Below are 17,283 nucleotides of genomic sequence, written 5' to 3' on the forward strand. Positions count from 1 at the left end.
TCCATGATACGGAAAGAGGTCCCATGGAGATCACCGGCCCGATGCTCGACCGGTTCGACGAGATCCTCACGCCGGAGGCGCTCGATTTCGTGGCGGCTCTCCAGCGGGAGTTCGGAGCCAGGCGGCTGGAGCTGCTCGAGGCCCGCCAGGCGCGCCAGGCGGAGCTGTCGGCGGGCGGCATGCTCGACTTCCTGCCGGAGACCAAGGAGATCAGGGAGGCCGACTGGCAGGTCGCGCCCCCGGCGCCCGGTCTGGAGGACCGCCGGGTCGAGATCACCGGCCCGGTCGACAAGAAGATGACCATCAACGCGCTCAACTCCGGCGCCAAGGTCTGGCTGGCCGACTTCGAGGACGCCAACTCGCCGCTCTGGGAGAACTGCGTGGCCGGCCACCTCAACCTGCGCGACGCGCTCGACCGCACGATCGACTTCGAGACCGGCGGCAAGACGTACGCGCTCAGGCCCGACGCCGAGCTGGCCACGATCGTCGTGCGCCCGCGCGGCTGGCACCTGGACGAGAAGCACGCCCGGGTGGACGGGCAGCCGGTCTCGGGGTCGCTGTTCGACTTCGCCCTCTACTTCTTCCACTGCGCCAAGCGGCAGATCGACAAGGGCAAAGGCCCGTACTTCTACCTGCCCAAGATGGAGTCCCACCTGGAGGCGCGGCTCTGGAACGACGTGTTCACCCGGGCGCAGGAGCTGCTCGGCATCCCCCACGGGACGATCAGGGCGACCGTGCTCATCGAGACCTACCCGGCGGCGTTCGAGATGGAGGAGATCCTGTACGAGCTCCGCGACCACTCCGCGGGCCTCAACGCCGGCCGCTGGGACTACCTGTTCAGCGTGATCAAGAAATTCCGCACCAGGGGCCGCGAGTTCCTGCTGCCCGAGCGGAACGCGGTCACGATGACCGCCCCGTTCATGCGCGCGTACACCGAGCTGCTGGTGCGCTCGTGCCACAAGCGCGGCGCGCACGCCATCGGCGGCATGGCGGCGTTCATCCCCTCGCGGCGCGACGCCGAGGTGAACGCGGTGGCGCTGGAGAAGGTGCGGGCGGACAAGACGCGCGAGTCCGGCGACGGGTTCGACGGGTCGTGGGTGGCCCACCCCGACCTGGTGCCGGTGTGCCGTGAGGTCTTCGACGGCGTGCTGGGATCGCGCCCCAACCAGCTCGACCGGCTGCGCGAGGACGTCAACGTGACCGCCGCCGAGCTGCTGGCCGTCTCCGAGACGCCGGGCGAGATCACCGAGACCGGCCTGCGCAACAACGTGGACGTGGCGCTGCGCTACCTGGCCGCGTGGATGGGCGGTCTGGGCGCGGTGGCGATCCACAACCTCATGGAGGACGCCGCCACGGCCGAGATCTCGCGCTCGCAGATCTGGCAGTGGATCCACAACGACATCACGCTCGCCGACACGGGCGCGCAGGTGACGAAGGAGCTGGTCGAGCAGATCATCTCGGAGGAGCTGGCCGGCATCGCCGCGGAGCCCGGCTACGACGAGAAGCTGTACGGCCAGGCGACGGCCCTGTTCAAGCAGGTGGCGCTGGACGACGACTTCGCCGAGTTCCTGACACTTCCGGCCTATGCTCAAATGCCGTAGAACAGAGGTAAGGGGGTTCCGGTGCTGGAAACGCTGACGGCCGCCCTGCGCTCGTTGCTGCCCCACGACTCGGTGATCACCGATCCGGTACGCCTGCGCACGTACGAGTGCGACGGCCTCACCTACCACCGGGCGACTCCCGGCGTGGTCGTGCTGCCCGACACGGCCGAGCAGGTCGCCCGCGTGGTACGCGTGTGCAACGACTTCGGCGTGCCGTTCGTCGCCAGGGGCTCGGGCACCGGCCTTTCGGGAGGCGCGCTCCCCCGCGAGGACGGCGTGCTCATCGTCACCTCCAAGATGCGCCGGATCCTGGAGATCGACCTGGACAACCGCAGGGCGGTCGTCGAGCCCGGCGTCACGAACCTGGCCATCACCGAGGCCGTGCGCGACCGCGGCTACTACTACGCGCCCGACCCCTCCAGCCAGCAGGTCTGCTCCATCGGCGGCAACGTCGCCGAGAACTCCGGCGGCGCCCACTGCCTCAAGTACGGCTTCACGGTCAACCACGTCGAGGCCTGCGAGATCGTCACGCCCAACGGCGACCTCGTCACGCTCGACCGCATGGACCCCGGCTACGACCTGCTGGGCGCGTTCGTCGGCTCCGAGGGCACGCTGGGCATCGCCACCAAGATCACGGTACGCCTGAGCCGCGCGCCCGAGGCCGTCACCACGGTGCTGGCGGCGTTCGAGAGCATCGAGCAGGGCGGCCAGGCGGTCTCGGCGATCATCGGGGCGGGCATCGTGCCCGCCGCCATCGAGATGATGGACGCGCTCGCCATCGAGGCGGCCGAGGCGGCGGTCGCCTGCCGTTACCCCGAGGGCGCGGGCGCCGTGCTGATCGTGGAGCTGGACGGGCCGCAGGCCGAGGTGGAGCGGCAGTTCACGCAGCTCACGGAGATCTGCTCGGGCGCGTTCGAGCTGCGGGTGGCGGCCGACGCGGCCGAGCGGGCGGCGATCTGGAAGGGCCGCAAGTCCGCGTTCGCCGCCGTCGGGCGCATCAGCCCGGCCTACATCGTGCAGGACGGGGTCGTCCCGCGCACGTCCCTGCCCGGCGTGCTCGCCGCCATCGACCGGCTCTCCCAGGAGCACGGCATCAGGGTGGCGAACGTCTTCCACGCCGGAGACGGCAACCTGCACCCGCTCGTGCTCTTCGACGACGCGGAGCCGGGGGCCGGCGAACGGGCCGAGGTGGTCTCCGGAGCGATCCTCGACCTGTGCGTCGAGCACGGCGGCTCGATCACGGGCGAGCACGGGGTCGGGGTGGACAAGGCGCGTTACATGCCGAAGATGTTCAGCGCGGACGATCTGGACACCATGCAGCTGGTCCGATGCGCGTTCGACCCCCGTGGCCTGTCGAACCCGGGCAAGGTGTTCCCCACGCCCCGCCTGTGCGGCGAGGTCCCGGGCGTGCGCAAGGGCGTGCACCCGCTGGTGGAGTCGGGGAAGGCGGAGCAATTGTGATGGGGGTGACCGTCAGGCAGGCGGACGCGGACGACGCCGTCAACGGCGTGCCGCCGCGCTGGGTCGCGCTGCCCGAGACCGTCGAGGAGGTCTCTGCCGTGCTGCGGACCTGCGCCGAGCGGGACCTCGCGGTGGTGCCCGCGGGCGGCGGCACGAAGCTGCACTGGGGGCCGCCTCCCGAGCGCTGCGACGTCCTGCTCGACATGTGCTGCATGAACGCCGTGCTCGAGCACGCCGCGGGCGACCTCGTGGTGCGCGCGCAGGCCGGGGTGACCATGGACGCCCTGGCCGCCGCACTCGCGGACAAGGGCCAGGAGCTGGCGCTCGACCCGCCGTTCGCGGAGTACACGACGGTCGGCGGCACGCTCGCCACCGCGACGGCGGGCCCGCGCGCCTTCCGCTACGGCACCGCCCGCGACCTGCTCATCGGCATCACGGTCGTGCTGCCCGACGGGACGATCGCGAAGTCGGGCGGCAAAGTGGTCAAGAACGTCGCGGGCTACGACCTCGGCAAGCTCTTCACCGGCTCGCAGGGCACGCTCGGCGTGATCGCGGAGGCCACGTTCCGGCTGCACCCGCTGGCCGCCGACCGCCGCTGGCTGGTCGCGGAGACCGAAGTCTCCGACGACGTGCTGCTGCGCCTGGCCGCCTCACAGACCGAGCCGTCCGCCGTCGAGATCGACTGCCCGGACGGCAAGAACACGACGGTCGCGGTGCTGGTGGAGGGCTCGGCGGCCGAGGCACGGGCGGTGGCGCTGCGCGAGGTGCTCGGGGACGGCACGGTCACGGCCGAGGCGCCGGAGTGGTGGGGGCTGATCCTCAGGGACGAGGTGCTGCTGGAGGCGCGTTTCCCGCCCGCTCGCACGGTGGAGGCGCTGGCCGCGGCCGGCGAAGCCGGGTTCTCGTTCCGCGGCTCGGCCGCAGCGGGGCGGGCGTACCTGGAGAGCCGGGACGACGTCCCGGAGGACGAGCTGGCGGCGACGGTCACCCGGCTGCGCGCGCGGCTCGAGGCGCTGGGCGGGCGCGTGACCGTGCTGGCCACACCGTACGAGGGCGTCGACAGGTGGGGGCAGGTGAGCGCGCTGCCGTTGATGCGGCGGATCAAGGAACGGTTCGATCCCGGGCGCAGGATGTCTCCCGGCCGGTTCGTGGGAGGGATCTGATGTGGAGCGGCGAGCCGGGCCGGAGAGAGCGAGGGCGTCCAGCCCTATGCCAACGGAGGACCGAGGGAGCGCGACCATGGGCGCAGACCCGAAGCTGATCAACGACTGTGTGCACTGCGGGTTCTGCCTGCCGACGTGCCCCACGTACGTGCTGTGGGGCGAGGAGATGGACTCGCCGCGCGGGCGGATCCACCTGATGAAGCAGCACGTCGAGGGCACGCCGATCACCCCGGAGATGGCCGGGCACTTCGACGCCTGCCTGGGGTGCATGGCGTGCGTCACGGCCTGCCCGTCCGGCGTTCAGTACGACCGCCTGATCGAGCAGACCAGAGCGGAGGTGGAGCGGCGGCACGTGCGCGATCCGCGGGAGCGGGCCGTGCGCGGGATCGTGTTCAGCCTGTTCCCCTACCCGCGCAGGCTGCGGCTGCTGCGCCCCACGATGTGGCTGGCGGAGCGCATGGCGCCGCTCCTCACCAGGGCCGACCCCGGTCTCGGCGCCATGGCCACGCTCGCGCCGCGCGTGGAGCGCCGCCGGCGGCTGCCGCGCCTGGTCAGGGCCAGGGGCGAGCGCAGGGCCGTGGTGGGCATGCTCACCGGCTGCGTGCAGGGAGAGTTCTTCCCGCAGGTGAACGCCGCTACCGCGCGAGTCCTCTCGCTGGAGGGCTGCGACGTGGTCATGCCCCGCGGCCAGGGCTGCTGCGGGGCGCTCAGCGTGCACTCGGGCCGCGACGACCAGGCCAGAAGGCTGGCACGCAGGACGGTCAGGACGTTCGAGCAGGCCGGCGTGGACACCGTCGTGGTGAACGCGGCCGGCTGCGGCTCGTCGATGAAGGAGTACGGCGAGCTGCTCGGACGCGAGCCCGGGTTCAGGGTGGTCGATCTGTCGGAGTACCTCGCCGAGCTGGGGCCGGTGGCCAAGCGGCACCCGCTGCCGTTCACCGTCGCCTACCACGACGCCTGCCACCTGGCCCACGCCCAGGGGGTACGCGCCCAGCCGCGCGAGCTGCTGAGCGGCATCCCGGAGCTGGTCATCCGCGAGATCCCCGAATCGGCCATCTGCTGCGGCTCGGCGGGCACGTACAACATCTTCCAGCCGGAGGCCGCCCGCGACCTCGGCGACAGGAAGGCCGCCGCGGTGGCCACGACCGGCGCCGAGCTGCTGGTCTCCGCCAACCCGGGCTGCACCATGCAGATCGCCTCGGCCATGCGGCGCGCGGGCGCGCGGATCCGGGTGGCCCACACGGCCGAGGTGCTGGACGCCTCGCTGCGCGGGGTCGCCCTATGAGTGTGCAGTCAGTGGAGCGGGCGCTGGACGTGCTGGAGGCGCTGGCCGAGCATGGGGGCGAGGCGGGCCTGTCGGAGATCGCCGCCAGGACCGGGCTGCCGTACGGGACCATCCACCGGCTGCTGCGGACCCTGCTCGCCCGCGGCTACGTACGCCAGGAATCCGACAAGAGGTACGCCCTGGGCGGCGGCCTCGTACGCCTGGGCGGCATCGCCGAGAGCATGGTCGGCGTGTGGGCGCAGCCGTACCTGACGAAGATGGTCGAGCTGTCGGGCGAGACCGCGAACCTGGCCGTGCTCGAAGGCGACTTCGTCGTCTACGTCGCGCAGGTGCCCTCGCCGCGCAGGCTGCGCATGTTCGCCGAGGTAGGCCGGCGGGTGCTGCCGCACAGCACGGCCGTGGGCAAGGCGCTGCTGGCCGGGCGGCCCCCCGCCGAGGCGGTCGCCGTCTTCGAGCGCACCGGCATGCCGCGCCGCACCCCGAACACGATCACCGACATGACCGCCATGCTGGCCGAGCTCGATCTCGTCAGAGCCCGCGGCCACGCCATGGACCTGGGCGAGGAGGAGCTGGGCGTGCACTGCCTGGCCGTGCCCGTGTGGGACGGCGACCGCGTGGTGGCGGCGATGTCGGTCTCCGGGCCCGCCGAGCGCATCGACGCCCTCGACCGGGACGACCTGGCCGAGGGCATGCGGAAGATCGCCAGCGACTTCGGCACCGAGCTCGGCCCGCAGGTCGACGCAGGTTAACGGTATTCTGTTGCGCCATGAGCAACAGCACGTCGGTTCAGTCGGTCGACCGTGCCATCGCGATCCTGGAGATCCTCGCCCGGGACGGCGCCACCCGGGTCACGGATCTCGCGGTGGCGCTCGACGTGCACAAGTCCACGGCGTTCCGGCTGCTGGCGGCGCTCGAGCACGGCGGGCTGGTCGAGCAGAGCGGCGACCGGGGGCGCTACCGGCTGGGGTTCGGCGTCGTACGGTTGGCCGGCGCGGCCACGGCCCAGCTCGACCTGTCGCGCGAGAGCAGGCCCGTCTGCCTGCGCCTGGCCGAGGAGGTCGGCGAGACCGTCAACATCGCCGTGCCGCAGGACGGCGACGCGGTCAACATCAGCCAGGTGCGCGGCCCCGCGGCGATCAGCGGCCACAACTGGGTCGGCCAGCGCACCCCTTCCCACGCCACTTCCAGCGGGAAGGTGCTGCTGGCCTTCGGCGCCCTGCGGCTCCCCGCCGAGCCGGCGCGTTACACCCCCCGGACGATCACCTCGCCCGACGGGCTGGGCCTCGAGGAGATCAGGGAGCGCGGCTGGGCCGCCACCGTGGAGGAGCTCGAGGTCGGCCTGAACGCGGTCGCCGCGCCGATCAGGGGCAGCGACGGCTCGGTCGTGGCCGCGGTCAGCGCCTCGGGTCCGTCCTACCGGCTGACACCGGACCGGCTGCCGGAGGTGGGCGGGCTGCTGGTGGAGGCGGCGCGGGAGATAAGCCAGCGGATCGGCTATTACCGTTAGGGCATGTGTAGAAGCATCAAGACCCTCCGCCCCCCGTACACCGAGAGCGTGACCGAGGAGGACGTGCGGGCGGCGGCCCTGCAGTACGTCAGGAAGATCTCCGGCTTCCGCGCGCCCGCCGCGCACAACGCCGAGGCGTTCGACCGGGCCGTCGAGGCGATCACGAAGGCGTCTGAGGAGCTGCTCGGGGCGCTCGAAGTTCGCGGATCGCGTTGACAGGCACCCGCTGCGGGAGAAGTGTTCCCTCGTGTAGGCCCAAGCGAGGGAGCTCCCATGATCAGCGGGCTTTACCAGGGACAGGACGGCGACTCGCAGCTGGCGCTCCGCGTCGATGTCGACGGGGTCAGGCCCACCGGGCGGGTCAGCGGTGACCTCTTCACCGTGGCGGGCTCGACGATCTCCTACGTCGGCTCTTTCCTGGTCAACGCCCCCACCGTGCACGCCGCCGGGGACGAGGCGCGGGTCCAGGGCCGCGGGGTCTTCACGTTCGAGACCCCGGTGAAGGACGTGAGCGTCACGATCGCCGACGGGGCGGGGACGGCCGCGGTCGCGGGGCGCACGTACCAGGTGGGGTTCGCGTCGCCGTTCTTCCGCAGCGTGCTGCTCGAGCAGGACTCCGTGATCGGGACCGTGCCGTTCGTGTCGTACCGCACCGGCGCGCTGCCCGGGCCGATCGGCTCGCCGGCGAGGGAGCTGAGCGTCAGCGCCGCGTACGCGGAGGCGGGCATCGAGCTGGCCCTCGCGCAGCCGGGCGTCATCCCGGTGGACGGGTCCGGCGCGGACCTCGCGTGGGACGACGCCGAGCTGCATCACGCGATGACGCAGCAGTTCAGCGGGTTCGGCGACGTGCCGGCCTGGCGGGTGTGGCTGCTGGTGGCGAGCAAGCACGTGGGCGGCTTCCGGGGGATCATGTTCGACTACAACGACGCGCACCAGCGGCAGGGGTCCGCGGTGTTCTACGACGTGATCAAGGGGACGGAGCCGCAGGCGCAGCGGGCGCAGTTACGTACGTACGTGCACGAGCTCGGGCACGCGTTCAATCTGCTGCACTCCTGGCAGAAGAACCTCGGCACCCCGCCCCAGCCTCTTGGCCCGCAGGGCGGCTTCGGCGATCTGTCGTGGATGAATTACGTGCAGAACTTTATTCCCAACGGCGAGCAGGGTTATTGGGCCGCCTTCCCCTTCCAGTTCACGGACGCGGAGCTGGTCCACCTCCGCCACGGCTTCTACCGTGACGTCGCCATGGGCGCGAACGCGTTCGGCACCGGGGCCGCCGAGATCGCGCCGTTCGAGCAGCCCGTCGAGGACCGCTCCGGGCTGCGGCTGGAGCTGCGTGCCAAGGAGTCGTTCGAGCTGGGCGAGCCCGTCGTGGTCGAGCTCAAGCTCTCCCGCGCCGGCGAGCCGCGCACCACGCACGGCCACCTGCACCCCGACACGGAGTTCACCCAGGTGTCGATCACGCAGCCGGGCGGCAGGACCGTGCTGTACCGGCCGATGATGCGGCACTGCGTGGACTCCTCGCCGGAGATCCGGCTGGACGAGGGCAACCCGGCCATGTACCGCAGCGCGTACATCGGCCACGGCCGCGACGGCCACTACTTCCAGCAGCCCGGCGAGTACCACGTCCGGGCCCAGTACATCGCCGCCGACGGCTCGCGCATCGTCTCCCCCGCGTGCCTGGTCAGGGTGCGCCTCCCGGTCAGCCGCGACGACCACCAGGTGGCCGAGCTGATGCTGGGCGAGGAGCAGGGACAGCTGTTCTCGCTGCTCGGCTCCGACTCCCCCACGCTGCGCTCGGGCAACCTGGCGCTGGACGAGGTCATCGACCGGTACGGCACCCACCCGCTGGCCGTCTACGCCCGCATGGTCAAGGGGCTGAACGCGGAGCGCGAGTTCAAGGCGCTGACGGCGGGCAAGCGGCTGCGCGTCCGGCAGCCGGACCCCAAGGAGGGCATCGAGCACCTCACCCAGGTCGCCAGGGACGCGAGTATCGACAACATCACCCTGAACATGGTGATGCGCCGTCTGGCCAGGGCCGAGGCGCGGCAGGGCGACCTGGACCGGGGGAACGCGGTGATGGACCAGATGGTCGCCACGTTCCAGGCCAAGGGGGTGAACCCCATCGTCATGGGGCAGATCCGGCGCCAGGCCGAGCTGACGAAGGCCGCACTCGCCGCCGAAGCGTGATCACTCCAGCAGGTGCTGCTGCGCGGCGAGGAAGCCGGCGTGGAAGCGGGTCCTGGCGCCCAGACGTTCGGACAGCACCTGCACGCGCCGCTGCACCGTGCGCGGCGAGAGCCCCAGCTGCCTGGCGATGGCGTCGTCCTTCATGCCGGCCGCCAGCAGCGCCAGCACTTCGGCGTCCGGGGTCTGCGGCCACGTCTCCGGCTCCAGCGTGTCCTCGCCGGTCAGGCGGAGCGGCACGGCGGCCCGCCACAGCGTCTCGAACAGCCCGACCAGGGCGTCCAGCAGCGCGGACGGGTGCACCACCAGGGCGCTCTCCACGGCCTGGTCCTCGTCGGAGACCAGGGGCAGGATGGCGGTGCGGGCGTCGGCGATGGCCAGCTTGACCGGCACCTGCCCGAGCCTGGCCTGCTCGCCGTCGGCGATGGCGCGGCGCGTGTGGGCCAGCATGCCGGGGTGCTCGAACGCCTGCGGGCCGTAGATCCCGCGAGTGGGCGCCCCCTTGCGGGCCGCGCGCTGCCGGTTCTCCCGGTCGTCGCTGATGTCCACGGCGTACGGGGGGTGCACGAGGACGAGCATCTCCCGCGTGGCGTTCCGTTCCAGCTGGAGATAGCGGCGGGCCACCGCGTCGCGCCCGCTCACCACCTCGAGCACCTCCTCCGGGTTCGGCCCGTTGCGCTCGGCGACCTCGGTGGCCAGCAGCGCGGCGGCGGCCCGGCTGTGGGTGATCTCCTCCTGACGGCGGGCGACGAGGATGTCGATGGCGATGTTCGGGGGTGTGGCGATCAGCCGCAGCGGGCGGCCCGCCACGCGGGAGATCAGGCCGAGGTCCTCCAGCCTGGGCAGCATGCGCCGGATGGCGGCGGCCGACGAGCCGGTCTCGGCGGCAAGCTCGCTCAGCGTGGCCGGGCCGTGGCGGAGCAGCGCGCGATAGGCGCTCTCCTCGGTCACGGAGACGCCGAGCCCCTCCAGTAAGCGCCGCTGCGCCATCTCGCCTCTCTCCGACATGCCATGATCCGCGTTCAGATTACTCATGCTTGTTCGGGGATGCGTGGGGCTTTATGGTCGTTGCGTAGTCCGGTGCTTGTTGCGCATAAAGGAACAACCGGAGGCGTCATGAGTCGGCCCCGTCTGGTGATCGTGGGAGCGGGGATCGTGGGCTGCGCCCTCGCCGACGAGCTCGCCGAGCGGGGGTGGACCGACGTCACGGTGGTCGACCAGGGGCCGCTCTTCGCCGCCGGCGGGTCCAGCTCGCACGCTCCCGGCCTGGTCTTCCAGACGAACCCGTCGAAGACGATGACCGAGTTCGCCGCCTACACCGTGCGGAAGTACCGCGCGCTCGGGGAGTCGTGCTTCCGGCAGGTCGGCGGGCTGGAGGTGGCCACCACCCCGGAACGCTGGACCGACCTGCACCGCAAGCTCGGCTGGGCCGAGTCGTGGGGCCTCGAGGGGCGCCTGCTCGACCCCGGGCAGTGCGCCGAGCTCTGGCCGCTGCTGGACAAGGAGAAGGTCCTCGGCGGCTATCACGTGCCCAGTGACGGGCTGGCCGCGGCGGTCGCGTGCGGCGAGGCACAGGCGGCTCGGGCCACGGAACGCGGGGCCAGGTTCCTGGCGCGGCACACGGTGATCGGTATCGAGCAGAAGGGCGGACGGGTCACCGGCGTCACGGTCGCGGCCTCGGGCGAGTACCGGACGATCCCCGCCGACGTGGTCGTGTGCGCCGCGGGCTTCTGGGGGCCGTCGATCGGGAGGATGGCCGGGCTGACCGTGCCGCTGCTGCCGCTGGCCCACCAGTACGCCAGGTCAGGGCCCCTCTCCCTGGGCAGACCCGGTCCCATCCTCCGTCATCAGGACCGCGACCTCTACTTCCGCCAGTACGACGACCGCATCGGCATCGGCTCGTACGCCCACCGCCCCATGCCGGTGGCCCAGGACGAGATCGGACCGAGGTCCACCACCATGCCGTCGGTGCAGGCGTTCACCGAGGAGGACTTCGACCCCGCCTGGCGGGACGCGGTCGAGCTGCTGCCCGCGCTCGCCGGGTCCACGTACGAGGACGGCATCAACGGGATCTTCTCCTTCACGCCCGACGGGTTCCCGCTGATCGGCGAGTCACCGGACCTCGACGGGTTCTGGCTGGCGGAGGCCGTCTGGGTGACGCACTCGGCCGGGGTCGCAAGGGCGCTGGCCGAGCTGCTGGTGGACGGGCGGTCGGCGGTCGATCTGCATGAGTGCGAGCTCGGCCGGTTCGAGCAGGCGCAGCTCTCCCCCGCCTTCGTCGAGGAGCGCGGCAGGCAGAACTTCATCGAGGTCTACGACGTCATCCACCCGCTCCAGCCGATGGAGTCGCCGCGGCCCCTGCGTACCAGCCCGTTCCACCCGAGGCAGCGGGAGCTGGGCGCCTTCTTCCTGGAGGCGGCGGGGTGGGAGCGGCCCCACTGGTTCGAGTCGAACGCGCCGCTGCTGGACGAGGCCGCCGGGCCGGGCCCGCGCGACGAATGGGCCTCCCGTTACTGGTCGCCGATCGCCGCCGCCGAGTCGTACGCGACCAGGGAGCGGGTGGCCCTCTACGACATGACCCCGCTCAAGCGGATCGAGGTGCGCGGCCCCGGCGCGGCGGCCTTCCTGCAGCGCATGACCACCAACAACGTGGACAGGAAGCCGGGCTCGGTCACGTACACGCTGCTGCTCGACGCCAAGGGCGGCATCCGCTCCGACCTCACGGTGGCTCGGCTGGAGGAGGACCTCTTCCAGGTCGGCGCGAACGGCAACCTCGACCTCGACTGGCTGACCAGGCACGCGCCCGGCGGGGTGCGGGTGCGCGACCTGACGCCGGGCACCTGCTGCGTGGGCGTGTGGGGACCGCTGGCCAGGGAGCTGGTGCAGCCGCTCACCGACATGGACCTGTCGCACGAGGGCTTCCGCTACTTCGGCTGCACGAGCGGATATGTCGGGCATGTTCCGGTGCTGGCGATGCGGGTCTCGTACGTGGGCGAGCTGGGGTGGGAGCTCTACACCACGGCGGACATGGGGCTCAAGCTCTGGGACACGCTGTGGTCGCGCGGTCTGGCCGTCGCGGGCGGCCGGGCCGCGTTCAACAGCCTCCGGCTGGAGAAGGGGTACCGGCTCTGGGGCGTGGACATGACGACCGAGCACAATCCATACGAGGCCGGGCTGGGCTTCGCGGTCAAGGCGGACAAGGACTTCATCGGCCGCGACGCCCTGTCCGGCGAGGTCACGCGCAGGCTGGTGCCGCTGCTCAGCGCCGAGGTGGTCATGGGCAAGGAGCCGGTACGGCATGCGGGGCGCACGGTCGGGTACGTCACGAGCGCCGTGTACGGGCACACGATCGAGCGGCCCATCGCGTACGCCTGGCTCCCGAGCGAGCTTGCCGAACCCGGGACACATGTGGAAATTTCCTACTTCGGCCGCCGCGTCCCCGCGGAAGTCGCCGCAGAGCCGCTGTTCGACCCCGGGATGGAGAAGATCAGACGTTGACCCACCCCGACTTCCTCTGGCGCAACCCCGACCCCGGGCCGTCCTACGACGTGGTCATCGTGGGCGGCGGCGGGCACGGGCTGGCCACCGCCTACTACCTGGCCAGGAACCACGGCCTCACGAACGTCGCCGTCCTGGAGCGAGGCTGGCTCGCCGGCGGCAACATGGCCCGCAACACCACGATCATCCGCTCCAACTACCTGTGGGACGAGAGCGCCGCGATCTACGAGCACTCGCTGAAGCTGTGGGAGGGGCTGAGCGCGGAGCTGGACTACGACCTGCAGTTCAGTCAGCGCGGGGTGCTCAACCTGGCGCACAACCTGGGCGACGTGCGCGAGGGCCGGCGCCGGGTGAACGCGAACCGGCTCAACGGCGTGGACGCCGAATGGCTCGACCCCGACGAGGTCAGGAAGTTCTGCCCGATCATCAACGTCTCCGCCCGGGCCCGCTACCCGGTCATGGGGGCCACCCTGCAGCGGCGCGGCGGCATCGCCAAGCACGACCACGTGGCATGGGCGCTGGCCCGCAGGGCGGACGCGTACGGGATCGACCTGATCCAGGGGTGCGAGGTCACCGGCTTCGAGATCACGGGCAACCGGGTGACGGCCGTCGAGACCTCGCGCGGGCGCATCGCGGCCGGGAAGGTCGCACTCGCGGCGGCCGGGCACACGTCGGTCCTCGCCGAGCAGGCCGGGATCCGGCTGCCGCTGCAGTCGCACCCGCTCCAGGCGCTGGTGTCGGAGCTGCTGGAGCCGGTGCTCGACTGCGTGGTCATGTCGAACGCCGTCCACGTGTACGTCAGCCAGGCCCACAAGGGCGAGCTGGTCATGGGGGCGGGCATCGACGCGTACAACTCGTACGGGCAGCGCGGCGGCGTGCACGTCATCGAGGCGCAGATGGCGGCGGCGCTGGAGCTGTTCCCGATCTTCAGCCGCGTGCGCGTGCTGCGCACCTGGGCCGGGATCGTGGACGTCTCGCCCGACGCGTCGCCCGTCATCGGGCCGACGCCTGTGGACGGCCTCTACATCAACGCAGGCTGGGGCACGGGCGGCTTCAAGGCGACCCCGGGCTCCGGCTGGGTGTACGCCCACACGATCGCCGAGGGCCGGCCGCACCCGCTGGCGGAGCCGTTCGGGCTGGACAGGTTCACCACGGGAGCGCTCATCGACGAGCACGGCGCGGCGGCGGTGGCGCACTGATGCTGCTGATCGACTGCCCTCACTGCGGGCCCCGCGACGAGACCGAGTTCCACTACGGCGGCCAGGCCGGGATCGCCTACCCCACCGGCGATGTCTCGGACGAGGAGTGGGCCGAGTACGTGTTCATGCGTGACAACCCCAAGGGCTGGTTCCGCGAGCGCTGGTTCCACGTGCACGGATGCCGGACCTGGTTCGGCGTCGAGCGGCACACGGTCACCCACGAGATCAGGAAGACTTGATGAGGTTCTCCTTCGACGGCCGCCCGCTGCGGGGTGAGCCGGGTGACACGCTGGCCGCCGCGCTGCTGCGCAACGGGGTGCGGGTGGTCGGCCGCAGTGTGGAGCTGGGACGGCCGCGCGGGATCTTCACCGCCGGCCCCGAGGAGCCGAACGCGCTGGTCCGCGTGGGCGCCGACCCCATGCTCGCGGCCACCACCGTGGAGCTGTACGACGGGCTGGAGGCGTGGAGCCTGCGCGGCAAGGGACGGGTGGACCCGGACGCGGTGGACGACCGGCGCTGCGACAAGGGGTACCTGCACTGCGACGTGCTGGTGGTCGGCGGCGGCCCCGCCGGTCTGGCCGCCACGGTCGCGGCGGGACGCGCGGGGGCACGCGTGATCCTCGTGGACGACCAGCCGGCCCTGGGCGGCGACCTGCTGAACAGCCGCCTCCTGCTCGACGGCGCTCCCGCCCTGGAGTGGGTGGCCGGGCTGCCGCTGCCCGCCCGGGTGCTCACCAGGACGACCGCCGTCGGCTACTACGACCACAACTACGTGGTGGCGGTGGAGCGGCGGGCGCGCGGCGAGCGGCTGTGGCACATCAGGGCACGCCGGGTGGTCCTGGCCACGGGGGCGCACGAGCGCTCGCTCGCCTTCCCCGGCAACGACCGGCCCGGCGTGATGCTGGCCTCGGCGGCCCGCGCCTACGCCAACCGGTACGGAGTGGTGGCCGGACGGCGGGCGGTGGTGTTCGCCTGCGCGGACTCCGGCTACGAGGCGGCGCGGGATCTGGCGGCGGCCGGGGTGGAGGTCGTCGCGGTCGTCGATCCCCGTCCCCAGGCTCTTGTGTCCGGCGCGCTCGCCGGTCAGGTGGTGACCGGCACGACCGGCGACGCGGACGGCGTGCTGAACGGCGTGTGGGTGGGAGAACGGCACTTCCCGGCCGACCTGCTGGCCGTGGCGGGCGGCTGGAACCCGGCCGTGCACCTGTTCAGCCAGTCGCAGGGGCGGGTGCGGTTCGACGAGGCCCTGCAGGCGTTCGTGCCGGGCACGTCCGCGCAGGCGGAGCGCTCGGCCGGGGCGTGCAGGGGCGTCTACGGCACCCGGGAGGCCGTCGCCGACGGCTACGCGGCCGGTGCGGAGGCCGCCGGGCACCAGAGCCTGTGGACGGAGGCGGGGTTGCGGGTGCCCGAGTGCGACGAGGCGCCCTCGCGGCCGCCCGCGGCCCTGTGGTGGGTCGAGGGGACCTCGCCGGAGGAGTCCTTCGTGGACCTGCAGCGGGACGTGACCGTGGCCGACCTCGCCAGGGCCACCGGGACCGGGATCCGCTCGGTGGAGCACGTCAAGCGCTACACCACCGCGGGCACCGGCGCCGACCAGGGCAAGACCTCGGGCGCGGTCGTCGTGGGCGTCATGTCCGCCCTCCTCGGCGCGGGGCCTGGCCAGGTGGGCACCACCACGTTCCGTCCCCCGTACACGCCGGTGTCCTTCGCCACGCTGGCGGGACGCGACCGCGGCGCGCTGTCCGATCCCGTCAGGACCACCGCCATGCACGACGCGCACGTCGCCCGGGGAGCGGTGTTCGAGGACGTCGGCCAGTGGAAGCGCCCCCGGTACTTCCCCCAGGACGGCGAGTCCATGGAGGCCGCTGTGCTGCGCGAGTGCCGCGCGGCCCGCACCGCCGTGGCCGCCATGGACGCCTCCACCCTCGGCAAGATCGACGTACGGGGCGCGGACGCGGGCGCGTTCCTCGACCGGATCTACACGAACATGTACTCCACGCTCGCCGTCGGCGCCTGCCGGTACGGGCTGATGTGCACGGCGAACGGGATGGTGTTCGACGACGGCACCACGACCCGGCTGGGTGAGGAGCACTTCCTGACGACCACGACCACGGGCAACGCCGCCGCGGTGCTCGACTGGCTGGAGGAGTGGCGGCAGACGGAGTGGCCGGAGTTGGACGTGTCGTTCACGTCGGTCACCGACCACTGGGCGACGGTCGCGGTCGTGGGGCCGCGCGCCCGGGAGATCATCGCGGTCGTCGCGCCGGGGGCGCTGGACCTGGCGTTCATGCGGTACGCGAGCACCCCCGTGCTGGGCGTCGAGGGGCGGGTGTTCAGGATCAGCTTCTCTGGCGAGCTGGCGTACGAGGTCAACATTCCCTGGCGGTACGGCAGGGCACTGTGGGAGGCGGTGCTGGAGCTCGGGGCGGTGCCGTACGGGACGGAGACCATGCACGTGCTGCGGGCCGAGAAGGGGTTCGCGATCGTCGGCCAGGAGACCGACGGGACCGTCACCCCTCAGGACCTGGGCATGTCGTGGATCGTCTCCACCCGCAAGCCGGACTTCGTGGGCAGACGCTCCCACTCCCGCCCGGACACCGCCGGGCAGGGCCGCAAACGCCTGATCGGCCTGCGGCCCGACGACCCGGCGGCCGTCGTGGAAGAGGGCGCCCAGCTGATCACGGGACCCGGCTCCGGCATGGTCGGCCACGTGACCTCCAGCTACGCCGGCGCCGCGCCGGGCCGTACGTTCAGCCTGGCCATGGCGAGGAACGTCGAGGTCGGCGACCGGCTCACGGCGGTGTCCGGGGAGGTCTCGCACGACGTGACCGTCGTCGAGCCCGTCTTCTACGACCCCGGCAACACCCGTCGCGACGGCGACCCGCTGACCGGCCGGCCGGACCCGTACCAGGGTGAGTGCCGCTCGGAGAGCCCTGCCGCCGCCTTCGCCGGCCGCTTCGAGGCGGCGGGCACACCGTCCGTACGGCTGCGCGAGATCCCGTTCGAGCCCATGTGGGAGGTGCGGGGCACGGACCCGGGCACGGGCCTGCGTCTCGGCCCGTCCTGGTGGCTCGTGTCCGGAGACGTCGCGCCACAGCCCGGCTGGGTGGACGTGTCGGGCCAGCGCACGATCCTCGAGCTGTCAGGCCCGGACGCGACCGAGGTCCTGATCACCGGCTGCCCCATAGACCTCGACGCCCTTCCCGGCCACGCCCAGACCCTCCTGGGCAGGACGTCGGTGATCCTCGAGCGGCGGGAGCCCGACGTCTACCGCGTCTACGTCAGATCATCATTCACCAGATACCTGGCAGAGTGGCTGGTAGACGCCCTGGATGCGTTGTAGACCCGTTTATGGGCACTTGACCTAGACTTTACGAAACTTCGA

13 protein-coding genes are annotated in these 17,283 nt (G+C 71.9%); 12 read left to right on the forward strand and 1 reads right to left on the reverse strand.

Going from position 1 to position 17,283, the window contains the following annotated elements; translation table 11 throughout:
- Positions 1-23 precede the first annotated feature (23 nt).
- From aceB to ABD830_RS10535, 8 genes are all read left to right on the forward strand, one after another.
- On the forward strand, positions 24-1,601 hold the full coding sequence (gene aceB / locus ABD830_RS10500; protein WP_344986380.1) for a malate synthase A: 1,578 nt from the start codon (positions 24-26) through the stop codon (positions 1,599-1,601).
- A 24-nt stretch (positions 1,602-1,625) separates the two neighbouring features.
- Positions 1,626-3,062 (forward strand): FAD-linked oxidase C-terminal domain-containing protein, encoded by a 1,437-nt coding sequence (locus ABD830_RS10505; protein WP_344987658.1) that lies wholly within the window; start codon positions 1,626-1,628, stop codon positions 3,060-3,062.
- Positions 3,062-4,225 (forward strand): FAD-binding oxidoreductase, encoded by a 1,164-nt coding sequence (locus ABD830_RS10510; RefSeq protein ID WP_344986381.1) that lies wholly within the window; start codon positions 3,062-3,064, stop codon positions 4,223-4,225. The genes ABD830_RS10505 and ABD830_RS10510 overlap by 1 nt, the downstream gene beginning before the upstream one ends.
- 76 nt (positions 4,226-4,301) lie before the next feature.
- A complete protein-coding gene (locus tag ABD830_RS10515; protein ID WP_344986382.1) occupies positions 4,302-5,510 on the forward strand; it encodes a (Fe-S)-binding protein in 1,209 nt (402 codons plus the stop codon).
- Positions 5,507-6,259, forward strand: a complete 753-nt coding sequence (locus ABD830_RS10520) for an IclR family transcriptional regulator (RefSeq protein WP_344986383.1) — start codon at positions 5,507-5,509, stop codon at positions 6,257-6,259. Before ABD830_RS10515 ends, ABD830_RS10520 begins: the two co-directional genes overlap by 4 nt.
- A gap of 17 nt (positions 6,260-6,276) precedes the next feature.
- Entirely contained in the window at positions 6,277-7,017 is a 741-nt protein-coding gene (locus tag ABD830_RS10525) for an IclR family transcriptional regulator (protein WP_344986384.1), read from the forward strand.
- Between the two features lie 3 nt (positions 7,018-7,020).
- A complete protein-coding gene (locus tag ABD830_RS10530) occupies positions 7,021-7,233 on the forward strand; it encodes a DUF2277 domain-containing protein (RefSeq protein WP_344986385.1) in 213 nt (70 codons plus the stop codon).
- A gap of 57 nt (positions 7,234-7,290) precedes the next feature.
- On the forward strand, positions 7,291-9,204 hold the full coding sequence (locus ABD830_RS10535; protein WP_344986386.1) for a hypothetical protein: 1,914 nt from the start codon (positions 7,291-7,293) through the stop codon (positions 9,202-9,204).
- Here the strand turns inward: ABD830_RS10535 and ABD830_RS10540 are convergent, their stop codons facing one another.
- The gene (locus tag ABD830_RS10540) at positions 9,205-10,209 is read right to left on the reverse strand and encodes a helix-turn-helix domain-containing protein (protein ID WP_344986387.1); all 1,005 of its coding nucleotides are present in this window, start codon (positions 10,207-10,209) and stop codon (positions 9,205-9,207) included.
- 108 nt (positions 10,210-10,317) lie between these two features.
- Here ABD830_RS10540 and ABD830_RS10545 point away from each other — a divergent pair, with 108 nt between their 5' ends.
- From ABD830_RS10545 to ABD830_RS10560, 4 genes are read left to right on the forward strand one after another with little or no spacing between them, the layout of a single operon-like run.
- Positions 10,318-12,699, forward strand: a complete 2,382-nt coding sequence (locus ABD830_RS10545) for a GcvT family protein (protein WP_344986388.1) — start codon at positions 10,318-10,320, stop codon at positions 12,697-12,699.
- The gene (locus ABD830_RS10550; protein ID WP_344986390.1) at positions 12,696-13,898 is read left to right on the forward strand and encodes a sarcosine oxidase subunit beta family protein; all 1,203 of its coding nucleotides are present in this window, start codon (positions 12,696-12,698) and stop codon (positions 13,896-13,898) included. Before ABD830_RS10545 ends, ABD830_RS10550 begins: the two co-directional genes overlap by 4 nt.
- Complete coding sequence (locus ABD830_RS10555; RefSeq protein ID WP_344986391.1) at positions 13,898-14,137, forward strand: sarcosine oxidase subunit delta; 240 nt, start codon at positions 13,898-13,900, stop codon at positions 14,135-14,137. The genes ABD830_RS10550 and ABD830_RS10555 overlap by 1 nt, the downstream gene beginning before the upstream one ends.
- The gene (locus tag ABD830_RS10560) at positions 14,137-17,241 is read left to right on the forward strand and encodes a 2Fe-2S iron-sulfur cluster-binding protein (protein ID WP_344986392.1); all 3,105 of its coding nucleotides are present in this window, start codon (positions 14,137-14,139) and stop codon (positions 17,239-17,241) included. Before ABD830_RS10555 ends, ABD830_RS10560 begins: the two co-directional genes overlap by 1 nt.
- The last annotated feature ends 42 nt before the right edge of the window (positions 17,242-17,283 follow it).

The organism is Nonomuraea helvata (assembly GCF_039535785.1).
In the GTDB taxonomy this organism is placed as follows: domain Bacteria; phylum Actinomycetota; class Actinomycetes; order Streptosporangiales; family Streptosporangiaceae; genus Nonomuraea; species Nonomuraea helvata.